Annotated in this window: 17 protein-coding genes and 3 pseudogenes; 15 read left to right on the forward strand and 5 right to left on the reverse strand. The window is 68.1% G+C overall.

The window, feature by feature from the left end:
- Positions 1-8 precede the first annotated feature (8 nt).
- Entirely contained in the window at positions 9-1262 is a 1254-nt protein-coding gene (locus QFZ61_RS11655; RefSeq protein WP_307036183.1) for a PrsW family intramembrane metalloprotease, read from the reverse strand.
- A gap of 220 nt (positions 1263-1482) precedes the next feature.
- Here QFZ61_RS11655 and pyrR point away from each other — a divergent pair, with 220 nt between their 5' ends.
- The 15 genes and pseudogenes from pyrR (at position 1483) to QFZ61_RS11730 (ending at position 20403) form a co-directional block, all read left to right on the forward strand.
- The gene (gene pyrR / locus QFZ61_RS11660; protein ID WP_307036185.1) at positions 1483-2082 is read left to right on the forward strand and encodes a bifunctional pyr operon transcriptional regulator/uracil phosphoribosyltransferase PyrR; all 600 of its coding nucleotides are present in this window, start codon (positions 1483-1485) and stop codon (positions 2080-2082) included.
- Positions 2079-3086 (forward strand): aspartate carbamoyltransferase catalytic subunit, encoded by a 1008-nt coding sequence (locus tag QFZ61_RS11665; protein WP_307036187.1) that lies wholly within the window; start codon positions 2079-2081, stop codon positions 3084-3086. The genes pyrR and QFZ61_RS11665 overlap by 4 nt, the downstream gene beginning before the upstream one ends.
- Positions 3086-4471: a dihydroorotase gene (locus QFZ61_RS11670; protein WP_307036189.1), complete on the forward strand. Its 1386-nt coding sequence runs from the start codon at positions 3086-3088 to the stop codon at positions 4469-4471. The genes QFZ61_RS11665 and QFZ61_RS11670 overlap by 1 nt, the downstream gene beginning before the upstream one ends.
- On the forward strand, positions 4471-4989 hold the full coding sequence (locus QFZ61_RS11675; protein WP_307036190.1) for a hypothetical protein: 519 nt from the start codon (positions 4471-4473) through the stop codon (positions 4987-4989). Before QFZ61_RS11670 ends, QFZ61_RS11675 begins: the two co-directional genes overlap by 1 nt.
- Before the next feature lie 19 nt (positions 4990-5008).
- Positions 5009-6205 carry a glutamine-hydrolyzing carbamoyl-phosphate synthase small subunit gene (gene carA / locus QFZ61_RS11680; protein WP_307038157.1) on the forward strand — a complete coding sequence of 399 codons (1197 nt, stop codon included), beginning with the start codon at positions 5009-5011 and terminating at the stop codon, positions 6203-6205.
- On the forward strand, positions 6205-9534 hold the full coding sequence (gene carB, locus QFZ61_RS11685; RefSeq protein ID WP_307036192.1) for a carbamoyl-phosphate synthase large subunit: 3330 nt from the start codon (positions 6205-6207) through the stop codon (positions 9532-9534). The genes carA and carB overlap by 1 nt, the downstream gene beginning before the upstream one ends.
- Before the next feature lie 52 nt (positions 9535-9586).
- Complete coding sequence (gene pyrF / locus QFZ61_RS11690; RefSeq protein ID WP_307038159.1) at positions 9587-10429, forward strand: orotidine-5'-phosphate decarboxylase; 843 nt, start codon at positions 9587-9589, stop codon at positions 10427-10429.
- A gap of 994 nt (positions 10430-11423) precedes the next feature.
- The gene (gene mihF, locus QFZ61_RS11695) at positions 11424-11741 is read left to right on the forward strand and encodes an integration host factor, actinobacterial type (RefSeq protein WP_307036194.1); all 318 of its coding nucleotides are present in this window, start codon (positions 11424-11426) and stop codon (positions 11739-11741) included.
- Positions 11742-11778: 37 nt separating this feature from the next.
- Positions 11779-12352 (forward strand): annotated as a pseudogene (gene gmk / locus QFZ61_RS11700) (guanylate kinase).
- Positions 12353-12391: 39 nt separating this feature from the next.
- Positions 12392-12655 carry a DNA-directed RNA polymerase subunit omega gene (gene rpoZ / locus QFZ61_RS11705; RefSeq protein WP_138769242.1) on the forward strand — a complete coding sequence of 88 codons (264 nt, stop codon included), beginning with the start codon at positions 12392-12394 and terminating at the stop codon, positions 12653-12655.
- A gap of 26 nt (positions 12656-12681) precedes the next feature.
- Positions 12682-14145 carry a phosphopantothenate--cysteine ligase family flavoprotein gene (locus QFZ61_RS11710; RefSeq protein ID WP_307036197.1) on the forward strand — a complete coding sequence of 488 codons (1464 nt, stop codon included), beginning with the start codon at positions 12682-12684 and terminating at the stop codon, positions 14143-14145.
- A gap of 78 nt (positions 14146-14223) precedes the next feature.
- A complete protein-coding gene (gene metK / locus QFZ61_RS11715) occupies positions 14224-15459 on the forward strand; it encodes a methionine adenosyltransferase (RefSeq protein WP_307036199.1) in 1236 nt (411 codons plus the stop codon).
- A 148-nt stretch (positions 15460-15607) separates the two neighbouring features.
- Complete coding sequence (locus tag QFZ61_RS11720; protein WP_307036201.1) at positions 15608-17836, forward strand: primosomal protein N'; 2229 nt, start codon at positions 15608-15610, stop codon at positions 17834-17836.
- 63 nt (positions 17837-17899) lie between these two features.
- Positions 17900-18400: an NUDIX domain-containing protein gene (locus QFZ61_RS11725; protein ID WP_307036202.1), complete on the forward strand. Its 501-nt coding sequence runs from the start codon at positions 17900-17902 to the stop codon at positions 18398-18400.
- 44 nt (positions 18401-18444) lie between these two features.
- Entirely contained in the window at positions 18445-20403 is a 1959-nt protein-coding gene (locus QFZ61_RS11730; RefSeq protein WP_373427154.1) for a DUF222 domain-containing protein, read from the forward strand.
- Between the two features lie 345 nt (positions 20404-20748).
- Here QFZ61_RS11730 and QFZ61_RS11735 read toward each other — a convergent pair.
- The 4 genes and pseudogenes from QFZ61_RS11735 to QFZ61_RS11750 all read right to left on the reverse strand — a co-directional run bounded on the left by QFZ61_RS11735 (position 20749) and on the right by QFZ61_RS11750 (position 24756).
- Positions 20749-21844, reverse strand: a pseudogene (locus QFZ61_RS11735) (glycosyltransferase family 4 protein).
- Positions 21841-22770: an alpha/beta fold hydrolase gene (locus tag QFZ61_RS11740; RefSeq protein ID WP_307036205.1), complete on the reverse strand. Its 930-nt coding sequence runs from the start codon at positions 22768-22770 to the stop codon at positions 21841-21843. Before QFZ61_RS11740 ends, QFZ61_RS11735 begins: the two are co-directional and overlap by 4 nt.
- Positions 22771-22781: 11 nt before the next feature.
- Positions 22782-23651 carry an aldo/keto reductase gene (locus QFZ61_RS11745; RefSeq protein WP_307036207.1) on the reverse strand — a complete coding sequence of 290 codons (870 nt, stop codon included), beginning with the start codon at positions 23649-23651 and terminating at the stop codon, positions 22782-22784.
- A gap of 141 nt (positions 23652-23792) precedes the next feature.
- Positions 23793-24756 (reverse strand): annotated as a pseudogene (locus QFZ61_RS11750) (sugar-binding transcriptional regulator).
- Between the last annotated feature and the right edge of the window lie 83 nt (positions 24757-24839).

Below are 24839 nucleotides of genomic sequence, written 5' to 3' on the forward strand. Positions count from 1 at the left end.
CGGGTTCGTCAGCGCAGCACAGCGTCCCGCAGGGAGAGGACCTCCCCGAGTTGGCGCTGCTCATCCTGCTGGTGCGCCGGAACGTCCCGGCCGCTGAGGACCCGTTGCCGGATCAGCGCGAGCCGGGTGGCGGCCTGCTGCAGTGCCTTCATCGGCCGGGCCCGGCCGATAGATCTGGCCCAGCGGAGCGCCGCGCGGCGCCCGGCAGGGGTGGCGAGCATGGCCACTTCCTGGCTCGAGAACCACCCTGCTGCCGCGTACTCCTGCAGCCGCTGGCGGGTCAGGCGGCGCTCGGCGACGCGCAGCAGCACAACGACCAGGACCGCCAGCAGGAAAATCGGCACCTGGACCAGGATGTACTGTGCCAGGAAATCCTGGCCCATCGAGTTCCAGCCGCTGTGCAGCAACATCGCGGGGACCAGCCCCAACGCGAAGGCCGGCAACGTCAGTGCCTTGTTCCAGCGCCGGGCAGCCATGCCAAGGATGAGCCCGGTGGTCCCGGTGAAGATCGCGTGCGCGAACGGTGACATCACCCCGCGGAGGAAAAACACCACGAACAGGTCCGTGCCGGGGTTGCTGGACTCGGCGATGGCCCGGCCGAAATAGAGGATGTTCTCGGTGAAGGCGAAACCGCCGGCAACGGTGAACGCGAACACGACGCCGTCAACCGGGCCGTCAAAGTGTTTCCGGGCGAACACCAGCAGTAACACCAGCCCAAGGGACTTGGAGAATTCCTCCACCACCGGTGCCTGCACCGTCACGGCAAAGGTGGTGTAGTCCAGCCCGGACGCGGGGCCGGCCGCGGCGGAGAAGAACGGCTCGATCAACATGACCACTGCAATCGACACCAGCGCGCCCCAGCCGAAGGCGAAGAACAGCAGACGCCTCGGCTCAGGTTCCCAGCGGTCAATGAAGCGGACGGCCAGCAGGACCGACGTCAGCGGCAGCAGCGATGCGACAAAGCCGATCACAAAGCCGCCCGGGCCGGTGTTGCCGAGCAGATAGGGCAGCACCAGGAACAGGCTCACAAAGGCGAGGACGCCGCCGCCCAGCACCAGGGCCACGACACCGGCGGAAGTCCGGGGCGCCGGAACGGCGCTGTACGGGGGTGCCAGCGCCGGCCGCGACTGCAACTGCCCGTCACCGGGCGCCGGCCGGTAGTGCTGCGGCCGGATCTGCCCCATCCAGCTGGGGTTCGCCTGCTGCGGCGGCCGGACAGGAACGGAGGACGGCCGCGCGGGCGGCGGATCGAAGCTGGTCATACAACGAGCCTAGGGCGCGGGTACGCGCGGGCCTAACACGAAGCCGGCCCGGCACTTCCCGGACGAGGGCCAAGCACGGTCCGGCGGGCTTAGGTGTGACGCAACCCGCCGCCGGGCGCCCCCTGCCGGGCCGGCAGGGGGCGCCGCCTGTGGTAATTTGGAGGCGCAAATGTTCCTTTTTTAATTCCGTCCCGTGAGGCGGGGAAAGGGGAGACGAGCGTTGAATTCTGTTCCAGAAGCACCGGTTCCGGCCAAGGTCCAACTCAGCAGGGTAGTCCTGACCCACGCTGACATCGACCGTGCACTCACTCGTATAGCCCATGAAATTCTCGAGTCCAACAAGGGCTCCCAGGACCTGGTCCTGCTGGGCATTCCGCGGCGCGGTTACCCGCTCGCCGTCCGGCTCGCCGCCAAGATCGCCGCCGCCGACCCGGGCGTTGACCCGGCCGCCATCGTCGGCCAGCTCGATGTCACCATGTTCCGGGACGACCTTTCGCACCAGCCGACCCGGCCGCCGTACCCCACCCAGCTGCCCCGCACCGGGATCGACAACAAAGTCGTGGTGCTGATCGATGACGTGCTGTATTCCGGCCGCACCATCCGCGCCGCGCTGGATGCGATCATCGACCTCGGCCGGCCGCGCATCGTCCGGCTCGCCGTCCTGATTGACCGCGGCCACCGCGAACTGCCGATCCGCGCGGACCACGTCGGCAAAAACCTTCCCACCTCCTCAGCGGAGAAGGTCCGGGTGCGGCTCGAAGAGACCGACTCCGCCGACGGCGCCCCGGTCAACGAAGTGGTCATCGAGGCCACCGCATGAAGCACCTGCTCTCCACCGAAAACCTGGGCTACGCCGACGCCATCCGGATCCTCGACACGGCCGAGGAGATGGCCGCAGTAGGGGAGCGGGAAGTCAAGAAGCTCCCCGCGCTGCGCGGCCGCACCGTGGTCAACCTCTTCTTCGAAGACTCCACCCGCACCCGCATCTCCTTCGAGGCCGCCGCCAAGCGGCTCTCCGCCGACGTCATCAACTTCGCCGCCAAGGGCTCCTCCGTTTCCAAGGGCGAGTCGCTCAAAGACACCGCCCAAACGCTCGCTGCGATGGGAGCCGACGCCGTCGTCATCCGGCACTGGGCCTCCGGCGCCCCGCACCGGCTGGCTGCCACCGACTGGATCGACGCCGCCGTGGTCAACGCCGGCGACGGCACCCACGAACACCCCACCCAGGCGCTGCTGGATGCGTTCACCATGCGCCGGCACTGGTCCAGGCTCGCCGGTGTCCCGTCCGCCGGGACGGACCTGCAGGGCATGCGGGTGGCAATCGCCGGGGACGTGCTGCACTCCCGGGTGGCCCGCTCCAACGTCTGGCTGCTGCGCACCCTGGGCGCCGAGGTCACCCTCGTCGCGCCGCCCACGCTGCTGCCGGTCGGCGTCGAACAGTGGCCCTGCGCGGTCAGCTACGACCTGGACGAGACCCTCGCCGGCGGCGTGGACGCCATGATGATGCTCCGCGTGCAGGGCGAACGGATGAACGCCTCGTTCTTCCCCACCACGCGCGAATACTCACGGCGCTGGGGCTTCGACGACAACCGCCTCCGCACCCTGGACCGACTCGGCATGAAAGACACCATCATCATGCACCCTGGGCCGATGAACCGCGGGCTGGAAATTTCCGCCGCGGCCGCCGACTCGCCCCGTTCCACCGTTCTGGCCCAGGTCCGCAACGGCGTGTCCGTCCGGATGGCCGCCCTCTACCTGCTGCTCTCCGGCGACACCCGCGGACCAGCACCCTCACCCGCCGCCTACTCCAAGGAGAGCCACTGATGGCATCACAGCAACAGGACACCGGCAGCACCGGCGCCTACCTGATCCGGGGCGCCGCCATCCTGGGCGGCGCCGCTGAGGACCTGCTGATCCGCGACGGGATCATTGCCGCCCGCGGGCAAAACCTCGACGCCGACGGCGCCACCGTGATTGACGCCGAGGGCCTCGTTGCGCTGCCCGGCATGGTGGACATCCACACCCACCTGCGCGAACCCGGCCGGGAAGACGCAGAAACCGTGGAAACCGGCACCCGCGCAGCCGCGCTCGGCGGTTACACCGCCGTGCACGCCATGGCCAACAGCACTCCGGTCGCCGACACCGCCGGTGTCGTCGAACAGGTCCTGACCCTGGGCCGCGCCGCCGGCTGGGTCGACGTCCGCCCGGTCGGTGCCGTCACCGTGGGCCTGGCCGGCGAGCGGCTCGCCGAGCTGGGCGCCATGGCCGACTCGCGCGCCCGCGTCCGGGTTTTCTCCGACGACGGCGTCTGCGTCAGCGATCCCGTCCTGATGCGCCGGGCCCTGGAATACGTCAAGGCGTTCGACGGCGTCGTCGCCCAGCACGCGCAGGAACCCCGGCTCACGGCCGGCGCCCAGATGAACGAAGGCGCGGTCTCCGCGGTCCTGGGCCTCGCAGGCTGGCCCGCCGTCGCCGAGGAAAGCATCATCGCCAGGGACGTGCTGCTGGCCCAGCACGTTGGATCCCGGCTGCATGTCTGCCACGTGTCGACCGCCGGCTCCGTGGAAATTGTCCGCTGGGCCAAGTCGCGCGGCATCAACGTCACCGCCGAGGTCACCCCGCACCACCTCTGGCTGACCGATGAGCTGGTCCGCAGCTACGACCCGGTCTTCAAGGTCAACCCGCCGCTGCGCACCGACGAGGACGTCCAGGCCCTGCGCGCCGCCCTCGCCGACGGAACCATCGACGTCGTCGGCACCGACCACGCCCCGCACCCGAGCGAGCACAAGGAATGCGAATGGGCGCAGGCGGCGATGGGCATGACCGGGCTGGAAACCGCGCTCTCCGTCGTCCAGCACACCATGATCGAGACCGGACTGATGGACTGGGCCGGCTTCGCCCGCGTCACCTCCGCCACACCGGCCGCGATCGGCAGGCTGACGGACCAGGGCCGGCCGCTGGAGACTGGCGAACCGGCGAACGTCATACTCGTGGACCCGGCTGCGCGCTGGACCGTGGACCCTTCTAAGATGGCAACCATGGGCCGTAACTCTCCTTTTGCCGGCCGGGAACTCCCGGGCAAGGTGGTGGCCACATTCTTCAAGGGGCACCCCACCGTCCTGGACGGCGAACTCAACACCCCTTACCGCTGGCCGGAGAACCCCGGAACTCCCGGCAGCCAGGGCACGGCAGCGGCAGGCCGGCCCTGATGGTCAAGGAACTCTCCCTGCTCCTGGTCGTGGTGCTGGTCGGTGTCGCGCTGGCGCTGATCTGGTTTGGCTGGCGCAACCGGCTGCGCCGCCAGGCCGACGTCGCGCCCCTGCCCGCCGTCCCCGCGGAACTCAGCGTGCCCCTGGCCGCCGCCGAAGGCCAGTACGTTGCCTCCACCACCGCCGGGGACTGGCTGGACCGGATCGCCGTCCACCAGCTGGGCCTGCGCACCAACGCGGACCTCAGCGTTCACCCGGAGGGCGTGCTCTTCGACCGGTCCGGCGCGGGCCCGCTCTTCATTCCGGCCGGCCGGCTCACCGGCGTGCGGCAGGAAAGCGGCATGACCGGAAAATTCGTCGAGAAGGACGGTCTCCTGGTGCTCAGCTGGATGCTCGGCAGCCGCGAACTGGACACCGGCTTCCGCACCCGCCGGGCCGAGGACAAAGCCGTACTCCTCAGCACCCTCCAAGATTTGATCTCCGCTGCCCCCCAGGCAGAAGCCGATAGTGGAAAGTAAGAACGTGACGGACTCCAAAATGACAGCATCCACCCCTGCCGTGCTCGTGCTCGAGGACGGACGGACCTTCCGGGGCCGCAGCTACGGCGCCACCGGCACCGCCCTGGGCGAAGCGGTCTTCGCGACCGGCATGACCGGCTACCAAGAGACCATCACCGATCCCTCCTACGCCCGCCAGCTCGTGGTGCAGACCGCCCCGCACATCGGCAACACCGGCGTGAACAAGGACGACGCCGAATCCCGCCGCATCTGGGTCGCCGGCTACATCGTCCGCGACGCCGCGCGCCGGCCGTCCAACTGGCGCTCGGAGCGCAGCCTGGACGAGGAACTCGCCGAGCAGGGCGTCATCGGCATCCAGGGCGTCGACACCCGCGCGATCACCCGGCACCTGCGCGAACACAAAACCATGCGCGCAGGGATTTTCTCCGGCGACGCCGCAACAGCCACCGACAAGGAGCTCGTGGACGCCGTCCTCGCGAGCGCGCCGATGGAAGGCTCCCGGCTCGCCGAGGAGGTCAGCGTCGACGCCGCTTACACCGTCGAGCCCGGCGACTGGGGCTGGGACGGCGAGCCGCGCTTCAGCATCGCCGCGATCGACCTTGGCATCAAGCGCATGACCCCGATCCGCTTCGCCCAGCGCGGCGTCCGGGTCCACGTCCTGCCGGCCACCGCCACGATCGAGGACATCAAGGCCGTCAACCCGGACGGCGTGTTCATGTCCAACGGCCCCGGCGACCCCGCCACCGCCGACAGCCAGGTCAGCCTGCTGCGCTCCGTCCTGGACGCGAAGCTGCCCTACTTCGGCATCTGCTTCGGCAACCAGATCCTGGGCCGCGCCCTGGGCTTTGGCACCTACAAGCTGCGCTACGGCCACCGCGGCATCAACCAGCCCGTGATGGACCGGCGCACCGGCAAGGTCGAAATCACCTCGCAGAACCACGGCTTCGCCGTCGATGCCCCGCTCGACGGCGCCACGATGGCGCCCGAGGAGCGGTTCGGCCGCGTCGAGGTCAGCCACGTGAGCCTCAACGACGACGTCGTCGAGGGCCTGTCCTGCCTGGACATCCCCGCCTTCTCGGTCCAGTACCACCCCGAGGCGGCCTCCGGCCCGCACGACGCCGCGTACCTCTTCGACCGCTTCATCCAGCTGATGGCGGACACCAAAAACGCTGACACCAACACCGCCACTGACTCCAAGACTGAGGACAAGAAGTAATGCCCAAGAGAACTGACCTGAAAAGCGTCCTGGTCATCGGTTCCGGCCCGATCGTGATCGGCCAGGCGGCCGAATTCGACTACTCCGGCACGCAGGCACTGCGCGTCCTCAAGGAGGAAGGCCTGCGCGTCATTCTCGTCAACTCCAACCCGGCCACCATCATGACCGACCCGGAGTTCGCCGACGCTACCTACATCGAACCGATCACGCCCGAAGTGGTTGAAAAGATCATCGCCAAGGAACGCCCGGACGCGATCCTGCCGACCCTGGGCGGGCAGACGGCGCTGAACACCGCCATCGCGCTGGACAAGAACGGCGTGCTCGAGAAGTACAACGTGGAGCTGATCGGCGCCAACATCGCAGCGATCGAACTCGGTGAGGACCGGGAGAAGTTCAAGGGCGTGGTGGAACGCTGCGGCGCCGAATCCGCCCGCAGCCACATCATCCACAGCATGGACGAGGCCCTCACCGCGGCCGAGGACCTCGGCTACCCAATGGTCGTCCGGCCGTCGTTCACCATGGGCGGCCTCGGCTCGGGCCTGGCCTACAACGAGGACGACCTGCGCCGGATCGTCGGCCAGGGCCTGCAGTACAGCCCCACGTCCGAGGTGCTGCTCGAAGAGAGCATCCTGGGCTGGAAAGAGTACGAGCTTGAGATGATGCGGGACAAGAACGACAACGTCGTGGTGGTCTGTTCGATCGAGAACTTCGACCCGGTCGGCGTGCACACCGGCGACTCGATCACGGTGGCCCCGGCGCTGACCCTCACGGACCGCGAATACCAGCGCCTGCGCGACATCTCCATCGCCGTGATCCGCGAAGTCGGCGTCGACACCGGCGGCTGCAACATCCAGTTCGCTGTCGAGCCGGACACCGGACGCGTCGTGGTGATCGAGATGAACCCCCGGGTCTCCCGCTCCTCGGCCCTGGCGTCCAAGGCCACCGGGTTCGCGATCGCCAAGATCGCCACGAAGCTCTCACTCGGCTACACGCTGGATGAGATCCCGAACGACATCACGCAGAAGACCCCGGCCTCCTTCGAACCGACCCTGGATTACGTCGTCGTCAAGGTCCCGCGCTTTGCCTTCGAGAAGTTCCCGGCCGCGGACTCCACCCTGACCACCACCATGAAGTCCGTGGGCGAGGCGATGGCGATGGGCCGGAACTTCACCGAGGCGCTGCAAAAGGCGCTGCGGTCGCTGGAGCAAAAAGGTTCCCAGCTGGACTTCAGCCCGGTCCCGGAATGGGAAGTGCCGGAACTGATCGAAAAGGCCAAGCGCCCCAGCACCGAACGCCTGCACCAGGTCCAGCGCGCCCTGCTCGGCGGCGCCACCGTGGAGCAGCTCTTCGAAGCCTCCAAGATCGACCCGTGGTACCTGGACCAGCTCCAGCTGCTCAACGAGATCGCGGAGGAGATCCGCCACTCCACCGCCCTGACCCAGGAGATGCTGCAGCACGCCAAGCGGCACGGCTTCTCCGACGAGCAGATCGGTGCGCTGACGCACAACTCCGAAGCCGTCGTCCGTGGCGTGCGGCAGGCCCTCGGCATCCGCCCGGTCTACAAGACCGTGGACACCTGCGCCGCCGAATTCGCCGCGTACACCCCGTACCACTACTCCTCCTACGACGAGGAGGACGAGGTGGCGCTGCACGCCAAACCCTCGATCATCATCCTGGGCTCCGGACCCAACCGGATCGGCCAGGGCATCGAGTTCGATTACTCCTGCGTGCACGCCTCCATGGCGCTGCGGAAGGCCGGCTACGAGACCGTCATGGTCAACTGCAACCCGGAAACCGTCTCCACCGACTACGACATCTCCACCCGGTTGTACTTCGAGCCGCTCACGCTCGAGGACGTCCTCGAAGTGATCGCGGCCGAGGAACGCACCGGCGGCGTGATGGGCGTCTTCGTCCAACTCGGCGGCCAGACGCCGCTCAAGCTTGCCCAGCAGCTCGCCGACGCCGGTGTGCCGATCCTTGGCACCTCGCCGGAAGCGATCGACCTGGCCGAGCACCGCGGCGCCTTCTCCCGGGTCCTGGACGAGGCGGGGCTGATCTCGCCGAAGAACGGCACCGCCGTTTCCTTCGACGACGCGAAGAAGATCGCGGACGAGATCGGCTACCCGGTCCTGGTCCGGCCCTCCTACGTGCTCGGCGGCCGCGGCATGGAGATCGTCTACGACGAGCCGAACCTGTCCCGCTACATCGCCAACGCCACCGAGATCACGCCGGACCACCCGGTGCTGATCGACCGGTTCCTCGAGGACGCCGTCGAGATCGACGTCGACGCGCTCTTCGACGGCAAGGACCTGTACCTCGGCGGGATCATGGAGCACATCGAGGAAGCCGGCATCCACTCCGGTGACTCCGCCTGCGTGCTGCCGCCGATCACCCTGGGCAACAACGTGATCGACCGGGTCCGGACCGCCACCCGGGCCATCGCCGAAGGCGTCGGCGTCCGGGGCCTGATCAACATCCAGTTCGCCCTCGCCTCCGACGTGCTCTACGTGCTCGAAGCGAACCCGCGGGCCTCCCGCACCGTGCCGTTTGTTTCCAAGGCCACCGGCGTGCAGATGGCCAAGGCCGCCGCCCTGATCGGCACCGGCGTCACCATCAACCAGCTCCGCAGCGCCTACAAGATGCTGCCGGAAACCGGTGACGGCTCCACCCTGCCGCTGGACGCGCCGGTCGCGGTCAAGGAGGCTGTCCTGCCGTTCAGCCGCTTCCGCACCGTCGAGGGCAAGGTCGTCGACTCCCTGCTGGGTCCGGAAATGCGTTCCACCGGCGAAGTCATGGGCATCGACAAACACTTCGACACCGCCTTCGCCAAGAGCCAGGCCGCCGCCAACAACGCGCTGCCCACCGAAGGCAAGGTCTTCGTCTCCGTCGCCAACCGGGACAAGCGCGCCGTCATCATGGCGGTCAAGCGGCTCTCCGACCTCGGCTTCGAGATCGTCTCCACCGGCGGCACCGCCGACGTCCTGCGCCGCAACGGTCTGCAGGCCACCACGGTCCGCAAGGTCGCGGAAGGCTCCAGTGCCGAGGGCGAAGGAACCATTACGGACCTGATCGTCGCCGGTGAGATTGACATGGTGTTCAACACTCCGTCCGGCGGCGAGGCCCGCGGCGACGGCTACGAAATCCGTGCCGCCGCCACCTCGATCGGCATCCCGTGCATCACCACGGTGGCGGAGTTCAACGCCGCCGTGCAGGCCATCGAGGCGATGCGAACGTACGAATGGTCGGTCACCAGCCTCCAGGAGCACGCCGCGGCGCTGGCCGCCTCCCAGTCCCGGGTCGCGCAGGACGCGGTGGCGCAGCATGCCTGAGGCCGCTATCGGCGCCTCCGGTGCGACACCTGGCCGGGAGCCCTTCGGTGCGATGCCTGGCCGGGAGCCCTTCGGCTCCCGGCTCGGCCGTGCGATGGCCGAGCGCGGGCCGCTGTGCGTCGGCATCGATCCGCACCCGGCGCTGCTGCAGCGCTGGGGGCTGAACGACGACGCCGCGGGCCTGGAGCGCTTCTCCCTGACCGTGCTTGAAGCAGTGGGGCCGCTCGCTGCCGCGGTGAAGCCGCAGGTCGCGCTGTATGAGCGGCACGGTTCCGCCGGCATCGCCGTGCTGGAACGCACCCTGGCGGCCTGCAGCGAGGCGGGCGTGCTCAGCATCGCCGATGCCAAGCGCGGGGATATCGGTTCCACCATGGCCGCCTACGCCGATGCTTGGCTGCGGGACGGCTCAGCACTGGCCGCCGACGCGGTGACGTTGAGCCCGTACCTTGGCTTCGAATCCCTCCGGCCGGCCCTGGACCTCGCGGCCGAGGCCGGTCGCGGCGTCTTTGTCCTGGCCCTGACGTCCAACCCGGAAGGCGCCTCCGTGCAGCACGTCGGCGGCTCGGACTCAGTGGCCCGCCGCATCGCCCGCGCTGCCGCCGTCGAAAACCAGCGCTACGCCGGGGGCCTGGGGTCGGTGGGACTCGTCGTCGGCGCCACCGTCGGGTCCGCCCTGGCGGACCTGGACCTGGACCTCGCAGCGGTCCGCGGGCCCATCCTGGCGCCGGGCCTCGGCGCCCAGGGAGCCACTGCCGCGGACCTGCGGCGCACCTTCGGCAGCGCCTACGGCCAGGTGCTCGGCACCTCCAGCCGGGACATCCTTGCCGCCGGCCCGCAGCCGTCGGCGCTGCAGGCTGCGGCGCAACGGACCCTGGACGAACTCCGCGCCGTATAGCGATCGGGGCTCATCCGCCTGGGCGGAATGGCGTTTGTGGGCCGGGCTTGCGGGGCTAGCTGCGTCGGTTGCCACAGATGGCCGCTAAGGGCCCGGTATTGCGGCCGTATGTGGCGAACGGAGGGCGCCGGCTGTCCCGTCAGGCCGGGTTGGGCACGTCCGGGGCTCTAGCTGCGACGATTCGCCACAGATGGCCGCTAAGGGCCCGGTATTGCGGCCATCTCTGGCGAACGGGTGACGCGCCGGCTGTCCCGTCAGACCGGGCTGGGCACGTCCGCGGCTCTAGCTGCGACGATTCGCCACAGACGGCCGCTAAGGGCCCTCCACTGCGGCCATCTCTGGCGAACGGGTGACGCGCCGGCTGTCCCGCCGGGCCGGGCTGGGCACGTCCGCGGCTCTAGCTGCGACGATTCGCCACAGACGGCCGCTAAGGGCCCGGTATTGCGGCCATCTCTGGCGAACGGGTGACGCGCCGGCTGTGCCGTCAGACCGGGCTGGGCACGTCAGCGGCTCTAGCTGCGACGATTCGCCACAGATGGCCGCTAAGGAATCGGTATTGCGGCCCTCTGCGGCGAACGGGTGACGCCGCCCAGCCTACCTGCCATGTTGTGGCGGGCGTTTTGGGGCAGAAGTACACCGCTAACCCTCCGCGCTGGGACAGCCGGGTTGGGGCTGGCCCGCAGCCTTGGCTGTGCCGATTCGTCGCAGAAGGCCGCTATGGACCTGGTATTCCGGCCATCTATGGCAAACGGCCAGCGCCGACTGTCCCGGCAGCCCCTTACGCCACGACCCGCAGCCCCACGGCTGCCGCCTGGCCAATTAGGCGTCGGCCGCAGCTGTAGCGCCGGAAGCGATCCATTGCTTTCCGGCGACTCCAGACTGTAAGTTCAGGACAAGTCCGCGGTACCGGCCGGGGTATGCGCGGCCCGTTTCATGGTCTCGTCTGACCAGGCCGTTTGCGTGGTCTGGGCTGACAATGCAGGGAGGACCTCAGTTGAGCTTGCGACCACTCACGCCGGAGGAGCGTGCCGACGCCCTGCAGAAGGCTGCCGCGGCGAGGGTGGCGCGGGCCGCAGCCAAGGACCGGCTGAAGTCAGGGGAGCTGTCCATCGCGCAGCTGCTCAGCGCGTCGGAGACGGACGAAGCTATCGCCCGCATGCGTGTTGTGGAGCTGCTGGAGGCCCTGCCGCGAATCGGGCATGTACGTGCCGTGGCGATTATGGACCGGCTCGGGATTGCTGCTTCCCGGCGGGTAAGGGGACTGGGAATCCACCAGCGCGCGGCGCTGGTAGATTTTATGAACGAGAAGTAGCTCGGCCACCGAGCTTCCCCACCGCCTAAAGGAACATGTGAGCAAGAAACCGGGACTGACAGTCCTCGCCGGTCCGACGGCTGTTGGCAAAGGCACCGTCTCGACCTATATCCGGGACAACTACCCCGAAGTCTGGCTTTCAGTGTCGGCCACCACGCGCGCTCCGCGGCCCGGTGAGATCGACGGGGTGCACTACTACTTCAAGTCCAAAGAGGAGTTTGACGCCCTCGTGGCGGGCGGGCGAGCTCTTGGAATGGGCCGTGGTGCACGGCCAGAACACTTACGGCACCCTCAAGAGCACGGTCAATGCGGCCATTGCCGAGGGTCGCTCCGTGTTGCTGGAGATCGACCTGCAGGGCGCACGCCAGGTGAAGCAGGCCGTTCCGGACGCCCAGTTCGTCTTCCTTGCCCCGCCGAGCTGGGAAGAATTGGTGCGTCGTCTGGTAGGCCGCGGCACGGAATCCGCGGAGGAACAGCAGCGACGGCTGGAAACCGGTAAAGTAGAACTAGCCGCTGAACCGGAGTTCGACCACACAGTCATCAATGATGACGTACGTCGGGCAGCGGACGAGCTTGTTTCACTCATGGGGCTCACGCCGCACCCGCACTAACCGCAGGGTCGGAATGGCCCGTAAGAATTTGGAGAATTCGTGTCCACGAACCTTGAAGGCATCATCAACCCGCCGATCGACGAGCTGCTGAAGGCTGCCGATTCGAAGTACGGACTGGTGATTTTCGGTGCCAAGCGCGCCCGCCAAATCAACGCCTACTACGCCCAGCTGCACGAGGGCCTCTTCGAGTACGTCGGCCCGCTGGTTGACACCAAGCTGAATGAAAAGTCGCTTTCCATCGCCCTGCGCGAGATCAACGAAGGCAAGCTCGTTTCCACGCCGATTGAAGCCGCCGCAGAGTAATTGCTCTGCTGCCTGACGGAGGTCACGTGCGCATAGTCCTCGGAGTCGGGGGAGGGATTGCCGCCTACAAGGTGGCATCGCTCCTCCGGCTTTTTACTGAAGCCGGTCATGACGTCACCGTCATTCCCACGGAGGCTGCAACCCGTTTCGTCGGTGTGGCCACCTGGGAGGCCCTCTCCGGGCATCCGGTCAGCAACAGCGTCTTCGACGAGGTCCACATCGTCAACCACGTCCGGCTGGGGCACGAGGCAGAGCTGATAGTGGTGGCACCGGCGACGGCGGACCTGCTCGCGCGCGCCGCCACCGGCCAGGCTAACGACCTGCTGACGAACACGCTCCTGATGGCAGGCGGCCCGGTGCTGATGGCTCCGGCGATGCACACCGAGATGTGGCGCCACCCGGCCACCCAGGCGAACGTGGAAACCTTGCGCAGCCGCGGTGTTACCGTGCTCGAGCCTGCGACCGGCCGACTCACCGGTGCGGATTCGGGTCCGGGCCGGCTGCCCGAGCCGGAGGCGATCTTCGCTGCGGCCGTGGCCCTGGCCGCAGCCTCGGCCATCCCCAACGCACCGGACCTGCCGGCGGACGACCTGCCGGCGCAGGACGCGTCCGACCTGCCCACGGACGACGCGCCGACGCCCGCCGCGCCGACTACCGACGAGAACGCGCTGGCGCGGTACGTGCCGATGCCGGACTCGCCGGCGTCGGACGCGCTGACTACCGACGTGTTGAACTCAGCGGTTCGCGCCGAAGCGGTTCTCGCCGAAGCGGTTCGCGCCGAAGCGCCCGCCGCCGTCGGACCTCTGACCGGACTCACCGTGACCATCAGCGCCGGCGGCACCCGGGAACCCCTGGACCCGGTCCGCTTCCTGGGCAACCGGTCCTCCGGCAAGCAGGGCGTGGCTCTGGCTGTCGCGGCCCAGGCGGCCGGCGCCCGCGTCCGGCTCCTGGCCGCCCACATGGACGTTCCCGCGCCTTCCGGCGTCGAGGTGGTGCAGGTCGAAACCGCACTGGAACTGCGCCGGGCTGCCCTGCATGCGGCGGCGGACTCCGACGTCATCATCATGGCCGCCGCCGTCGCGGATTTTCGCGCCGCCGATGTCTCCGGAACCAAGATCAAGAAGCGCGACGACGCCGCGGACCCGGTGATTACCCTGATTCGCAACCCCGACATCCTGCGTGAACTGGTCGAGGTCCGCGACGCCGCCTCCCGTAATCAGCTGATCGTCGGCTTCGCCGCCGAAACCGGCGACGCCGACGGCGACGTGCTGGAGTACGCCGCGGCAAAGCTGCGCCGCAAGGCCTGCGACCTGCTCGTGGTCAACCAGGTCGGGAAGGACCAGGTCTTCGGCTTGGACGACAACGCCGTAGTCATCCTTGCCCGCTCCGGCTCCGAACCCCAAGAGGCGTCGGGTACGAAGTCCGACGTCGCGGCTGCCGTGATCGACCGCATCAGCGCCGAGTTGAGCCGGGCCGTTCCGCCGGCTTGAGCGCTGGGGTAATCAAGGTCTCCTTAGCAGGGGACTCACGCCGCCGGACGCCCGTTTCCTAACCAGTAAGGTAGTTGAGTGACTTTACCGCTGCAGATTCCAGACTTCCACGGGTCCACGCCCGCCTCGCTCCGGCTCTTCACATCAGAGTCGGTGACCGAAGGACACCCCGACAAGATCTGCGACCAGATCAGCGATGCGATCCTCGATGCTTTGCTCGCCAAAGATCCGGAGTCCCGGGTGGCGGTGGAGACCCTGGCCACCACCGGCCTGGTCCATGTGGCCGGCGAAGTCACCACTGATGCCTACGTGGAGATTCCGCAGATCGTGCGGGAAACCATTCTCGGGATCGGCTACGACTCCTCCGCCAACGGCTTCGACGGCGCCCGCTGCGGCGTGTCGGTGTCCATCGGCCAGCAGTCCAACGACATCGCCGGCGGCGTGTTCAACTCCCTCGAAGCGCGCGAAGGCCGCCAGGAAGATGACTACGACCTGCAGGGTGCCGGGGACCAGGGACTGATGTTCGGCTATGCCAGCGACGAGACGCCGTCGTATATGCCGGTCCCGATCTGGCTCGCGCACCGGCTCTCTGAACGGCTCACCGAGGTCCGCAAGTCCGGCCAGCTGGACTACCTGCGGCCCGATGGCAAGACCCAGGTCACGGTCGGCTACGACGGTGACCGTCCGGTCTCCGTCGAGACCGTCGTCATTTCCAGCCAGCACGCTGAGGGCGCAAGCCTGGACCAGCTCCGCGCCGACCTGGCCGAGCACGTGGTCAACCCGGTGATGGCCATGTCCAACCTCGACACTTCCCGGTCCCGCAACATTCTCAACCCCGCCGGCGCCTTCGTCATCGGCGGACCGGTGGGCGACGCCGGGCTGACCGGCCGCAAGATCATCGTCGATACCTACGGCGGCATGGCCCGGCACGGCGGCGGCGCCTTCTCCGGTAAGGACCCGTCCAAGGTTGACCGCTCCGCAGCCTACGCGATGCGCTGGGTGGCGAAGAACGTGGTGGCGGCCGGCCTCGCCAAGCGCGCTGAAATCCAGATCGCCTACGCGATCGGGCAGGCCCGCCCGGTGGGTACTTACGTGGAAACCTTCGGGACCGAAACCGTGGACCCGGCCCGGATCAGCGCAGCCATCGCCGAGATCTTCGACCTCCGCCCCCGTGCCATCATCGACGCCTTGGACCTGAAGCGCCCGATCTACGCCAAGACGGCCGCGCACGGCCACTTCGGCCGGGAAGACCCGGACTTCACCTGGGAACGCCTGGACCGCGTCGACGCGTTGAAGGCCTTCTTCAACGCGTAAGACGCCTACCGAGGCGCCGACCGTCCCGCCCGGACGTCGCGTCAGAGTGCCAGGACGTTCCGGCGCCCGTACGTCCCGGATCGAAATTGTCATAGCTGTGTGATGTGCTGTAGCCAGGCCGCCGAACGGGGGCCTGGCTACAGGATTTATGTCAGCAGGTGTTATCCGTGAGGGACTGCCGACCGCCGGCGGCGTCAGCCCCGGCAGCCACAGAAGGGAGGCAGGTACCGTGCAAAATGCCCGGGCCGGTGCAGCAGCGCCGGAGGAGCCACTCCAGCTCTCACTGCTGCACGGCTTCCCAGCCTCGGCGGCTGCCGCGGGGCCTACCCTGGCCGGGGAGCTGCCGGTGGCCCGGGTGTTGCTGGACTCTTTTCTCCCGCATTTGGACCGGCCGTTCGACTACAGCGTGCCGGCCGAGCTGGACGCCGCGGCCCGTCCGGGCGTCCGGGTGCGGGTTAAATTCGGCGGCCAGGAGCTCGGCGGGTTCCTGGTTGAGCGCACGGCTGCGTCCGACGCAGGCCATGCCCTGGTTCCGCTGCACAAAGTGGTGTCCCCGGTGCCGGTACTCACGGCCGAGGTCGCCGGGCTGGCCGCGAAGGTGGCGGCCCGTTATGCCGGCACGGTCAGCGACGTGATCCGTGTTGCGGTCCCACCACGGATGGCCCGGCTCGAAAAGGAGTTCGCGCCCGGCGGCGTGCTGGACCCGGCACTTTTCGCCGCTGACGGCGGCGGCGACCGCGTGCCGCCGGTGTCGGCTGCCGCTTCCCACTGGGCAGAGTACCGCAACGGCCCAGCCTTCCTGCAGCACCTGGCCGCTGGCGAATCGCCCAGGGCGGCGCTGAGCGCCCTGCAGGGATTCGGCCCCGGCGGCTGGCCCCACTTGGTGGCCGAAGCCGTGGCCGCCGTCCGCCGGTCCGGCCGGGGCGCCGTCGTCGTGGTGCCCGATTACCGCGACCTGGACCGGGCGGAAGCGGCGCTGCGGGAGCTTCTCCCGGCCGGGGATATTGCCCGGCTGACCGCCGACGACGGCCCGACCCCGCGGTACCGCAACTTCCTGCGCGTGCTCAGCGGTGCGGCGCACGTCGTCGTGGGGACGCGTTCCGCCGCCTACGCTCCGGTGCGTGACCTGGGCCTGGTGGTGTGCTGGGACGACGGCGATGATCTGCACATCGAGCAGCGTTCCCCCTATGCCCATGCACGGGAGGTTCTGTTGCTCCGTGCCGCTCATGAGGGGGCGGCCTGCCTGCTCGCCGGGCACGCCCGCAGCACGGAAACGCAACGGCTGGTGGAATCCGGCTGGGCTTTCCCGGTCGAGGCGGACCGCTCGGTGGTGCGCAGGACAGTTCCGCGCGTGCTCAACACGGCCGACAGCTTTGAACAGGAGCGCGATCCGCTGGCACGCGTCGCACGCCTGCCGGGCGCCGCATGGCGAGCGGCCAAGGAGGGGCTGGAACGGGGACCGGTGCTGGTCCAGGTGGCGAGGGCCGGCTACGCGCCGTCCCTGGTGTGCGACCGCTGCCGGGAACAAGCCCGCTGCACGGCCTGCAACGGCCCGTTGGCCATGTCCGGGTCAGCCGGCAGCGGCGCGGTACCCGTGTGTAAGTGGTGTTCAGCAGCGGCTCCGCAGTGGCGCTGCCTGCACTGCAACGGGGTTCGGCTCCGCCGCGGAGCCACCGGAGCGCTGCGGACTGCCGAGGAGTTGGGACGTGCGTTTCCCGGCAAGCCGGTGGTGAACTCTTCCGGTGACCGTGTCCTGGCGACGGTGCCGGACACGAAAGCCCTGGTCGTCGCCACCGTGGGTGCCGAGCCGGTGGCTGCCGGAGGCTACGCCGCTGCACTGTTGCTCGACGGTGATTCGCTGTTGCGCCGCGAAAATCTGCGGGCGGGGGAGGACGCTGTGCGCCGCTGGTTCAACGCTGCCGCACTGGTCCGCCCCGCGTCCGAGGGCGGCTTGGTGGTTATCACCGCGGAGGACACTGCCGGGGTCGGGGCGCTGCTGCGTTGGGACCCGGCGGGGTACGCAGGCCGCGAACTTGCCCTGCGGCAGGAGTTGTCGCTGCCGCCCGCCGTTCGGATCGCGTCCATCACGGGCAGAAGGTCCGCCGTCGGGCACTTCACCGACGCCGTCGAAACGGGGTTGGCTAAACAAGGCATCGTGCTGCGTACGGCCGGACCGGCACCGCTTTCGGGCCCCGGCGCTGGGTCGGCACCGGCGGCGGAGCGCCGAAGCGGTGAGGATGTCAGAACCCTGCTGTTCGTCCCGTACGGCCAGGCCAGCGACGTCACGAAGGCGTTGCACGCAGTCAAGGCGGCGGCAGCGGCGAAGCGTACCGACGATCCGGTGCAGGTGCGGCTGGACGGCGTCGACGTCCTCTAGGTGGGGCTGCGCTGCGCCGGCGGAGTCCGCGCCGGCCGAGTACTGCAATCGAGGGGGATGCCAATGTACGACGGACGTGTCATCGAGGCAGCCGTCCGCGACATGACGGCGGCCCATGCCGGGGAAGAAGACCTTGCCAACTGGTTCCGAACGCGGTGGCTGCCGGAGCTGCGTCCGCTGGCAGCCGATGTCTGGGTGTTCACACCGGACTTCCGGCGGATCCTCGTCGTTGAGCACTGCTGGCGGGGCTTGGTACCGCCGGGCGGTCGGGTGGAGCCGGGCGAAACTCAGCGAGAGGGTGCAATTCGAGAGCTTGCCGAAGAAACTGGACTCGAGCTCCTCGTGGACGCTCGTCCGGCTTTTGCGGCGGCCCGCGCGTACCGGGAGGACTGGCCGCCGACGTTGAACCTGTCCTATTGGACGGTCGCTGACCCGGCCTCGGAACTGACACCTGAGCCTGGCCAACCCGCGCGATGGGTGGACGTTGACTCGAAGTGGCGGACGTTCCACACAGCGGATTCCGCAGTGATAGCGGGGTTCGCGGCCACACAGCGCCCGCGCTGAGGAATCGCCCTAAATCGTCAGTGCCTGCTTTTAGTCTTTGTGGTGTGAGAAGCGGTGTGGCTTTGAGTGCGGAGACCAGGGCGGCGGTGGCGGCGCTGGCTGCTTCTGCGGTGGCGTTCGCTGCCTCCGTGGGCGTCGGGCCGGAATGCTGGGATCCGCCCGCCGCCGGTCCCCGGCCCGCCGGTCAGGGTCAACCGGACAGGGGCTCTGTGAACGATGCCGGTTCTTTGCCTGACCCCGGCGCCGGTGCCTATGCTGCCGATGCCGATGCTGATGCCGGTCCGGTGTTTGATGCTGATCCGTTGCGGGAGTTGGCGGATGCATGTCTGGATGGAATGGCGGCGGTGGCGCGGTTTGAGGCGGGGTCCGCGGCGGTGAAAGCCCGGTTCGCCGCCGAGTACCTCGCGGCGGAGGAGTCGGTGGCGTCCCCGGCCGGCTCTGGTAGGGACCGCATGATGCGCCAGGTCGCCGAGACCGCGGAGGTCGCGTGCGCGTTGACGGTCAGTGAGCGTACTGCCGGGGCGTTGTTGTGCCAGGCGGTGACGTTGACGACGGTGTTGCCGTTGACGCTGGCGTCGTTGCAGGCCGGGCATATTTCCTGGCAGCACGCCCGGGTGCTGGTCGATGAGACGACGAACCTGGACCCGGCGGCCGCGGCTGCTTTGGAGCGGAACTTCCTGGCACCCTATTTTCCCGGTATGGGGGTTCCGGATCGGGCGCGGGGCTGCCTGGCAGGGGACCTGGTCCCTGGCCGGTTCCGGGCGAAAGCACGCGTTTGGCGTGAACGACACCACCCGGCCAGCATCGAAGCCCGGCACACCCGCAGTGTGCTCGACCGCCGGGTTGAATTCCTGCCGGACAACGACGGGATGGCGTGGTTCAACACCTACCTGCCCGCCGACACAGCGGCGGGGATCTGGGCGCGGACCACCGCCGAAGCCCGCGCCCTGCAATCCCCGGACGAGGCCCGGACCCTGACCCAGCTGCGCGCAGACGTCGCCGCAACCCTGCTCCAAAGCGGCTACCTGGCACCCACCGGCACGGCGGTTACCGGCACCGGTGGCCACACTGCCGGCGCGGGCGAGGGGGACGGCCCTGAGGCCCCTGCCGCCGGTCTCGCCCTGGGAGCTGGAGACTTCTCCGGGGCGGGCCTGATCGGTGACGTGCTGTCGCCGCGGGCGCAGGTGCTGGTCACCGTCCCGGTCCTGTCCCTCATGGGTGTTACGGATGAACCGGCGATGCTCGACGGGTACGGCCCGGTCCCTCCGTCGATGGCCCGGCGGCTCGTCGCCGAGGGCGCGGATTCGTTCTACCGGGTGCTGACGGATCCACGGGATGGAGCGCCGCTGGAGATCGGCCGGACAAGCTACCGGTTGACCAAGGCGCAGCGGCAATGGCTGCGGCTCCGCGACGGCAGATGCCCCTTTCCGGGGTGTAACAACCCATCGCTGGATAACGAGGCGGACCATCTGCTGGCTTGGGCCGACGGAGGTACCACCGGGATCTCGAACCTCGGCCAGCCCTGCCGCAAGCACCACAGCCTCAAACACAACTCGGCCTGGACCCCGACAAGGGCGGACAAAGACCATCCGCCGGGCTGGACCTCACCGGCCGGACGGACCTACCCCAGCGAACACCAGGACTGGGAACCACCCAATTTACCCGATCAGCTCCTACCGGATGAGCTCCTGCCCGGTGAGCTCCTGCCCGGTCAGCTCCTGCCCGGTGAGCTCCTGCCCGGTCAGCTCCTGCCGGATGAGCTCCTACCGGATGACCCCGTATTCGACCGCGAGCCCCCACCGGACTGGGAACTCGACGATGACGCCCATGCCCGAGTCAGCCCGATGGAGGATTCGAAACTGGTGCTGCTCGAGGGACTGCTCCTGAACCTGCTAAAGCGGTTGGAGCCTCAAAGGGAACTGCACGCCCGCTCCTTCCCGGACTGGCAGTGGTATGCGGGCAGGCGCACCTTGTCGAAGGATCTACGGTTCCATTCGGCCTGACGGCGGGCGCCGGACCACCTCAGGAGATAGAGCGTTGCCTAGCGCCTGCCAGCAGCCCCGAGGAGTTGGCGCCTGCCAGCGCCCCCGAGGAGTTGGCGCCTGCCAGCAGCCCCGAGGAGTTGGCGCCTGCCAGCGGCCCCGAGGAGTTGGCGCCTGCCAGCGGCCCCGAGGAGTTGGCGCCTGCCAGCGGCCCCGAGGAGTTGGCGGTGCCAACAGCCCAGCACCGTCAGCACCATCAACAGCCCCAGGGCAGCCCGGGGCGGTCCCGGCGTAGCCAGCGGTGCCTCGCGTCGCCGGCAGCCCAGCGACACCAGCGACACCAGCGCCGCCAGAGGGCCAGCAACGCTAGCGACGCTTACGGCCTGCCCACAGGGCCACCGCTTCCTCCGCGGCCGCCAGCAACCGCCGTGCCGACTCGTCCCAACTGAACTCCGCGGCGCGCTGCACCGCACGGACGGAGCGGTCTTTCCACAGTGCAGGCTCCTCGAGCGCGCGCACGGCCGCAGCAAAGTCCGACGGGGACTCAGGATCCACATAACTGACAGCGTCCCCGCCCACCTCACGGAAGATCGGTATGTCGCTCGCGATGACCGGTGTGCCGTGCGACATCGCCTCGACCAGCGGCAGGCCGTAGCCTTCGGCTTTGGACAGGCTGATCAAAGCGGTGGCGCAGGCCAACAGCTCCTCATACTCGGCATCCGTTACACCGTTGTGGAACACGATGTTGCCCGCGACCGCGTTCGGGGCCAGGGCCTCCAGTTCAGCCCGGCGTTCCGGGGTAATCCGGCTCAGCAGGTGCAGGGTCATCTCCGGGAGTTCGGCCATGCCCCGGACCATCGTCTCGACGTTCTTGTAGGGCATGAACGAGCCCATGTAGAGCAACGTCTTGTCCGCCCCGGCGCCCGGATCCCGCGGTGTGAGCCCCGGCTGCGGCGCGTTCCCGACGATCCGCACCGGGCGCTTGGTGAGCCGGTATTTTGCAATCAACGCTTCGGTGGTCGAGCTGATGGTGGCGACGACGTCGGCCCGGTTCAGCAACAGCCGCTGCGGCCAGAATGCCTTGTGGTACAGCCCGCCACAGCACCCGTACCGGGGCCGGCAGGAATCCCGGAGGCGCCGGGTGCTCGTAATAGATCAGGTCATGAAGGGTCAGGACCAGGGCATAGTTTCGACCCCAGCTGCCCATGGTCTGCATCGGGCAGACCACCACGTCAGCGCCGAGCCGGTTGACCTTGGCCGCCACAAATAACTCGGCCGGCGAGAGCGGACTGTTGATCAGGGTGTAGGGCACGTCGGGCAGCAACGCCAACTGGCGGGTGTCGCTAATCAGCATGGAAACGTCGGCGACCTTGCTCGCGGCGGCAATCAGGCTGGAGCCGTAGCGGCTGATCCCGTCGTGGTGGTCCAGCCGGGTGAAGCGGGCATCAATAAGGATTTTCACGCGGCATGGTCCTTCAGGAAGCGGCGGATGAAACCTGCAGCAGGCTCCGGGGTTTCGTAGTGGATGAGATGCCCGACGTCGGGAATCACTTCCAGCGTCCCGTCCGGCAGCAGAGGCAGCAACTTGTGTTGATCGGGAAGCGAGGCGATTTCGTCCTTCTCACCGGCCACCAGCAGCACCGGGAGGGCCAGCCGCGGTGCCACTTCGGCGACGTTGCTTCCCACCGAAGCCTTGAAAGCTTCGAGCAGGCTGTCACGGTCAGCGAAAGCGGAGAAATAGGCGCTGTGCTGCGCGTGTACGAACCGCCGCAGGGTTTTGTCCCTGGTCTTGGCCATCGTCTCGCTCATCACACGGACGATGAGCTGGTTGCGCAGCAACGCATTGCCGAGACCGCGGGGGAGGCGGGCGGCTGCTTCGTAGTAGAGCACCGCGGCCTTGGTCATCAGACCCTTGGGTCCCTCAAGGGCGGGTGCCGCAATGGGGTTGATGAGGATCAGCTCGGCGACCGACCCTGGATGGTCCGCCACGAAGTGGCTGGCGACGATCGACCCGAAGGAGTGTCCCAGCAGCACAGTGTCCGGCCCCAGGCCGAGAGCCGCCATGAAATCGCTGATGAACCGGCCGTAACCGCTGACAGTGTGGCCGCCCGCCGGGAACGCGCCCGAGGCGCCGAAGCCCGGCAGATCCGGCATGATCAGGCGCATGTCGGGCAGCTGATCGGCCACGCGGAGCAGGCCATGGTGGTCCCCGCGGAAACCGTGGATCACCAGGATTGTCCGGGTTTCCGGAGTTTGCCTGACCGGCTGGTAGCTCCAGTAGGCGACGCGGGTGCCGTTCAGGTCCACCGCTGAACTGCTGCTGCGGGATTCCAAATTGGCGCTGAAGAGGGGCTCCAGGGGAGAAGGCTCGGCGGCCACGTGTTCCATTCGTTCGGGTCCTAGTTGACGTTGTCCGGATTGGAACCGGTGCGGAAGCCGCGCTCCAGCCCTGCGAGGGCGTCCAGGTCTGCGGTGCTGAGGGTGAAACTGAAAATGTCGTGGTTTTCGTGGATGCGGGCGTAGGAGCTGGCCTTGGGGATGACGACGTTGCCCAGTTCCAAGTGCCAGCGCAGTATGATTTGCGCGGCGGTCCGGCCGTGTGCCGCTGCCAGTTCCAACACCACCGGGTCCTGCAGCACCTGTCCGCGTCCGAGGGGGCTCCAGGCTTCCGTGGTGACCCCGAGAGATGCGTGCAGCGCCCTCAGCTCGGCCTGCTGGAGCCAAGGGTGCAGTTCAATCTGGTTCACGGCCGGTACCACTTCCGCCGTCTGGAGCAGGCGTTCCAGGTGGGCGGGCTGGAAGTTGGACACGCCAATGGCGCGGACCCTGCCTTCGCGGTACAGCGTCTCAAGCGCGCGGTAGCTTTCGGTGTACAGACCGCGCCGGGGGCAGGGCCAATGGATCAAGTAGAGGTCGACGTATTCAAGACCGAGCTTGGCGACAGACGTGTCGAAAGCACGCAGCGTCGAATCATAACCCTGGTCGTCGTTCCACAGCTTCGTGGTCAGGAACAGATCCTCACGGCCGATCGCGGGATGCAGCTCGCCGGAGCCGCCGGCCGAACCGTCGAAGGCGGACAGGGCGCCGACCGCCTTTCCCACCCCGGCTTCGTTCCCGTACATCGCCGCCGTATCGAAATGGCGATATCCGGCTTCCAGCGCCATGGTGACCAGTCCTGCCGCCTCGGCCGGCGGCACCTTGTACAGCCCAAACCCAAGGCGGTCCATCAGCACACCGTTGTTCAGGGCCACCCGGGGGGAAATTCTCATAGCAACGACTCTACCCAGTCCGCCGTCGACGCCGTGCCGCCGACCCGTGCCGTCGGCCCCGTGCCGTTGGGCTCCCAGTCCGCCGTCGACCCCGTACCGTAGACCGCCTGCCGGCGTAGGTCCCCCGGCGCCGGCCCAGGGTCAGGCAAGGCCCTCGGTGCTGATCAGGCGCCGGGCACTGGCCTCGTCCAGGATCAAGTCAGTTGCCAGGCCGGCGGCGAGGGCGCCCCGCAGCCCGTTGATTTTGGACGCACCCGACACCACGCAAATCCGACGCCGTACCTGCCGGAGCTGGGCCAGATCCGGCCCGGTGGAGCGTTCGTTCAAGGTAATTCCGTCGGACGATCCGTCGGCGCGGAAGAAGACCGTGGCAACGTCGCCGACGACGTCGGACCCGGCCAGGACGTTGAGGTCTTCCTCGTCCAGGTAACCGCCAGCGTAAACATGGCTGGGGTAGTCGGCGTCGACCGATCCGACACCGAAGATGGCGATACTCATCCGGGACTGCAACTGCAGGATGCGCTGGACACTGCGTTCATTCCACATCGCCTTCTTCGTTGCGGCGTGGTCAAAGAACGCCGGCACCGGGAACTGCTCCACCCGTGCGCCGTAGGCGCTGCCGAACCGGCGCATGATGTCCGAAGCGTAGGTAATGCCCGTGGTCTGCATGTTTCCCGCGCCGTTGAGCTGCACAATGACGCTGTCATGCGTGATCTTGCGGGTCAGGTGCCTGCTCACCGCGCTCAACGTGGAACCCCACGCCACCCCGATGATCGCGTTCGAATCCACCAGGGGGCCGATCGTCCGGGCGGCCTGCATTGCGACCGCGGTCCAGCGTTTCCGCTTCATTCAGCGTGTCTACCACCGGAACGACATGGACGTCGACCTTGTACTCGGCCCGGATCCTGCTCGCCAGCTCCGGGCCGGTGTCCAGCGGGCTGCGGATCTGGATCTGTACCAGGCCCGTTTCCCGGGCCGCGGAGAGCAGCCTCGACACCGTCGAGCGGGAAGTCCGCAACTCCCGTGCGATCGCGTCCATGGTCAGATCCTGCAGGTAATACAGCTGGGCGGCCCGGAGGGCGTCAGACGGACGGGTAGGGGACATCTCGGCTCCGTTCTGCACGTTTGTGCATAGTGCTTGACTCCATTTTCCATTAGTCCAAACAATAGTGGTGAACGGCGGCGCGC

The sequence above is a fragment of the Arthrobacter sp. B3I4 genome (assembly GCF_030816855.1).
In the GTDB taxonomy this organism is placed as follows: domain Bacteria; phylum Actinomycetota; class Actinomycetes; order Actinomycetales; family Micrococcaceae; genus Arthrobacter.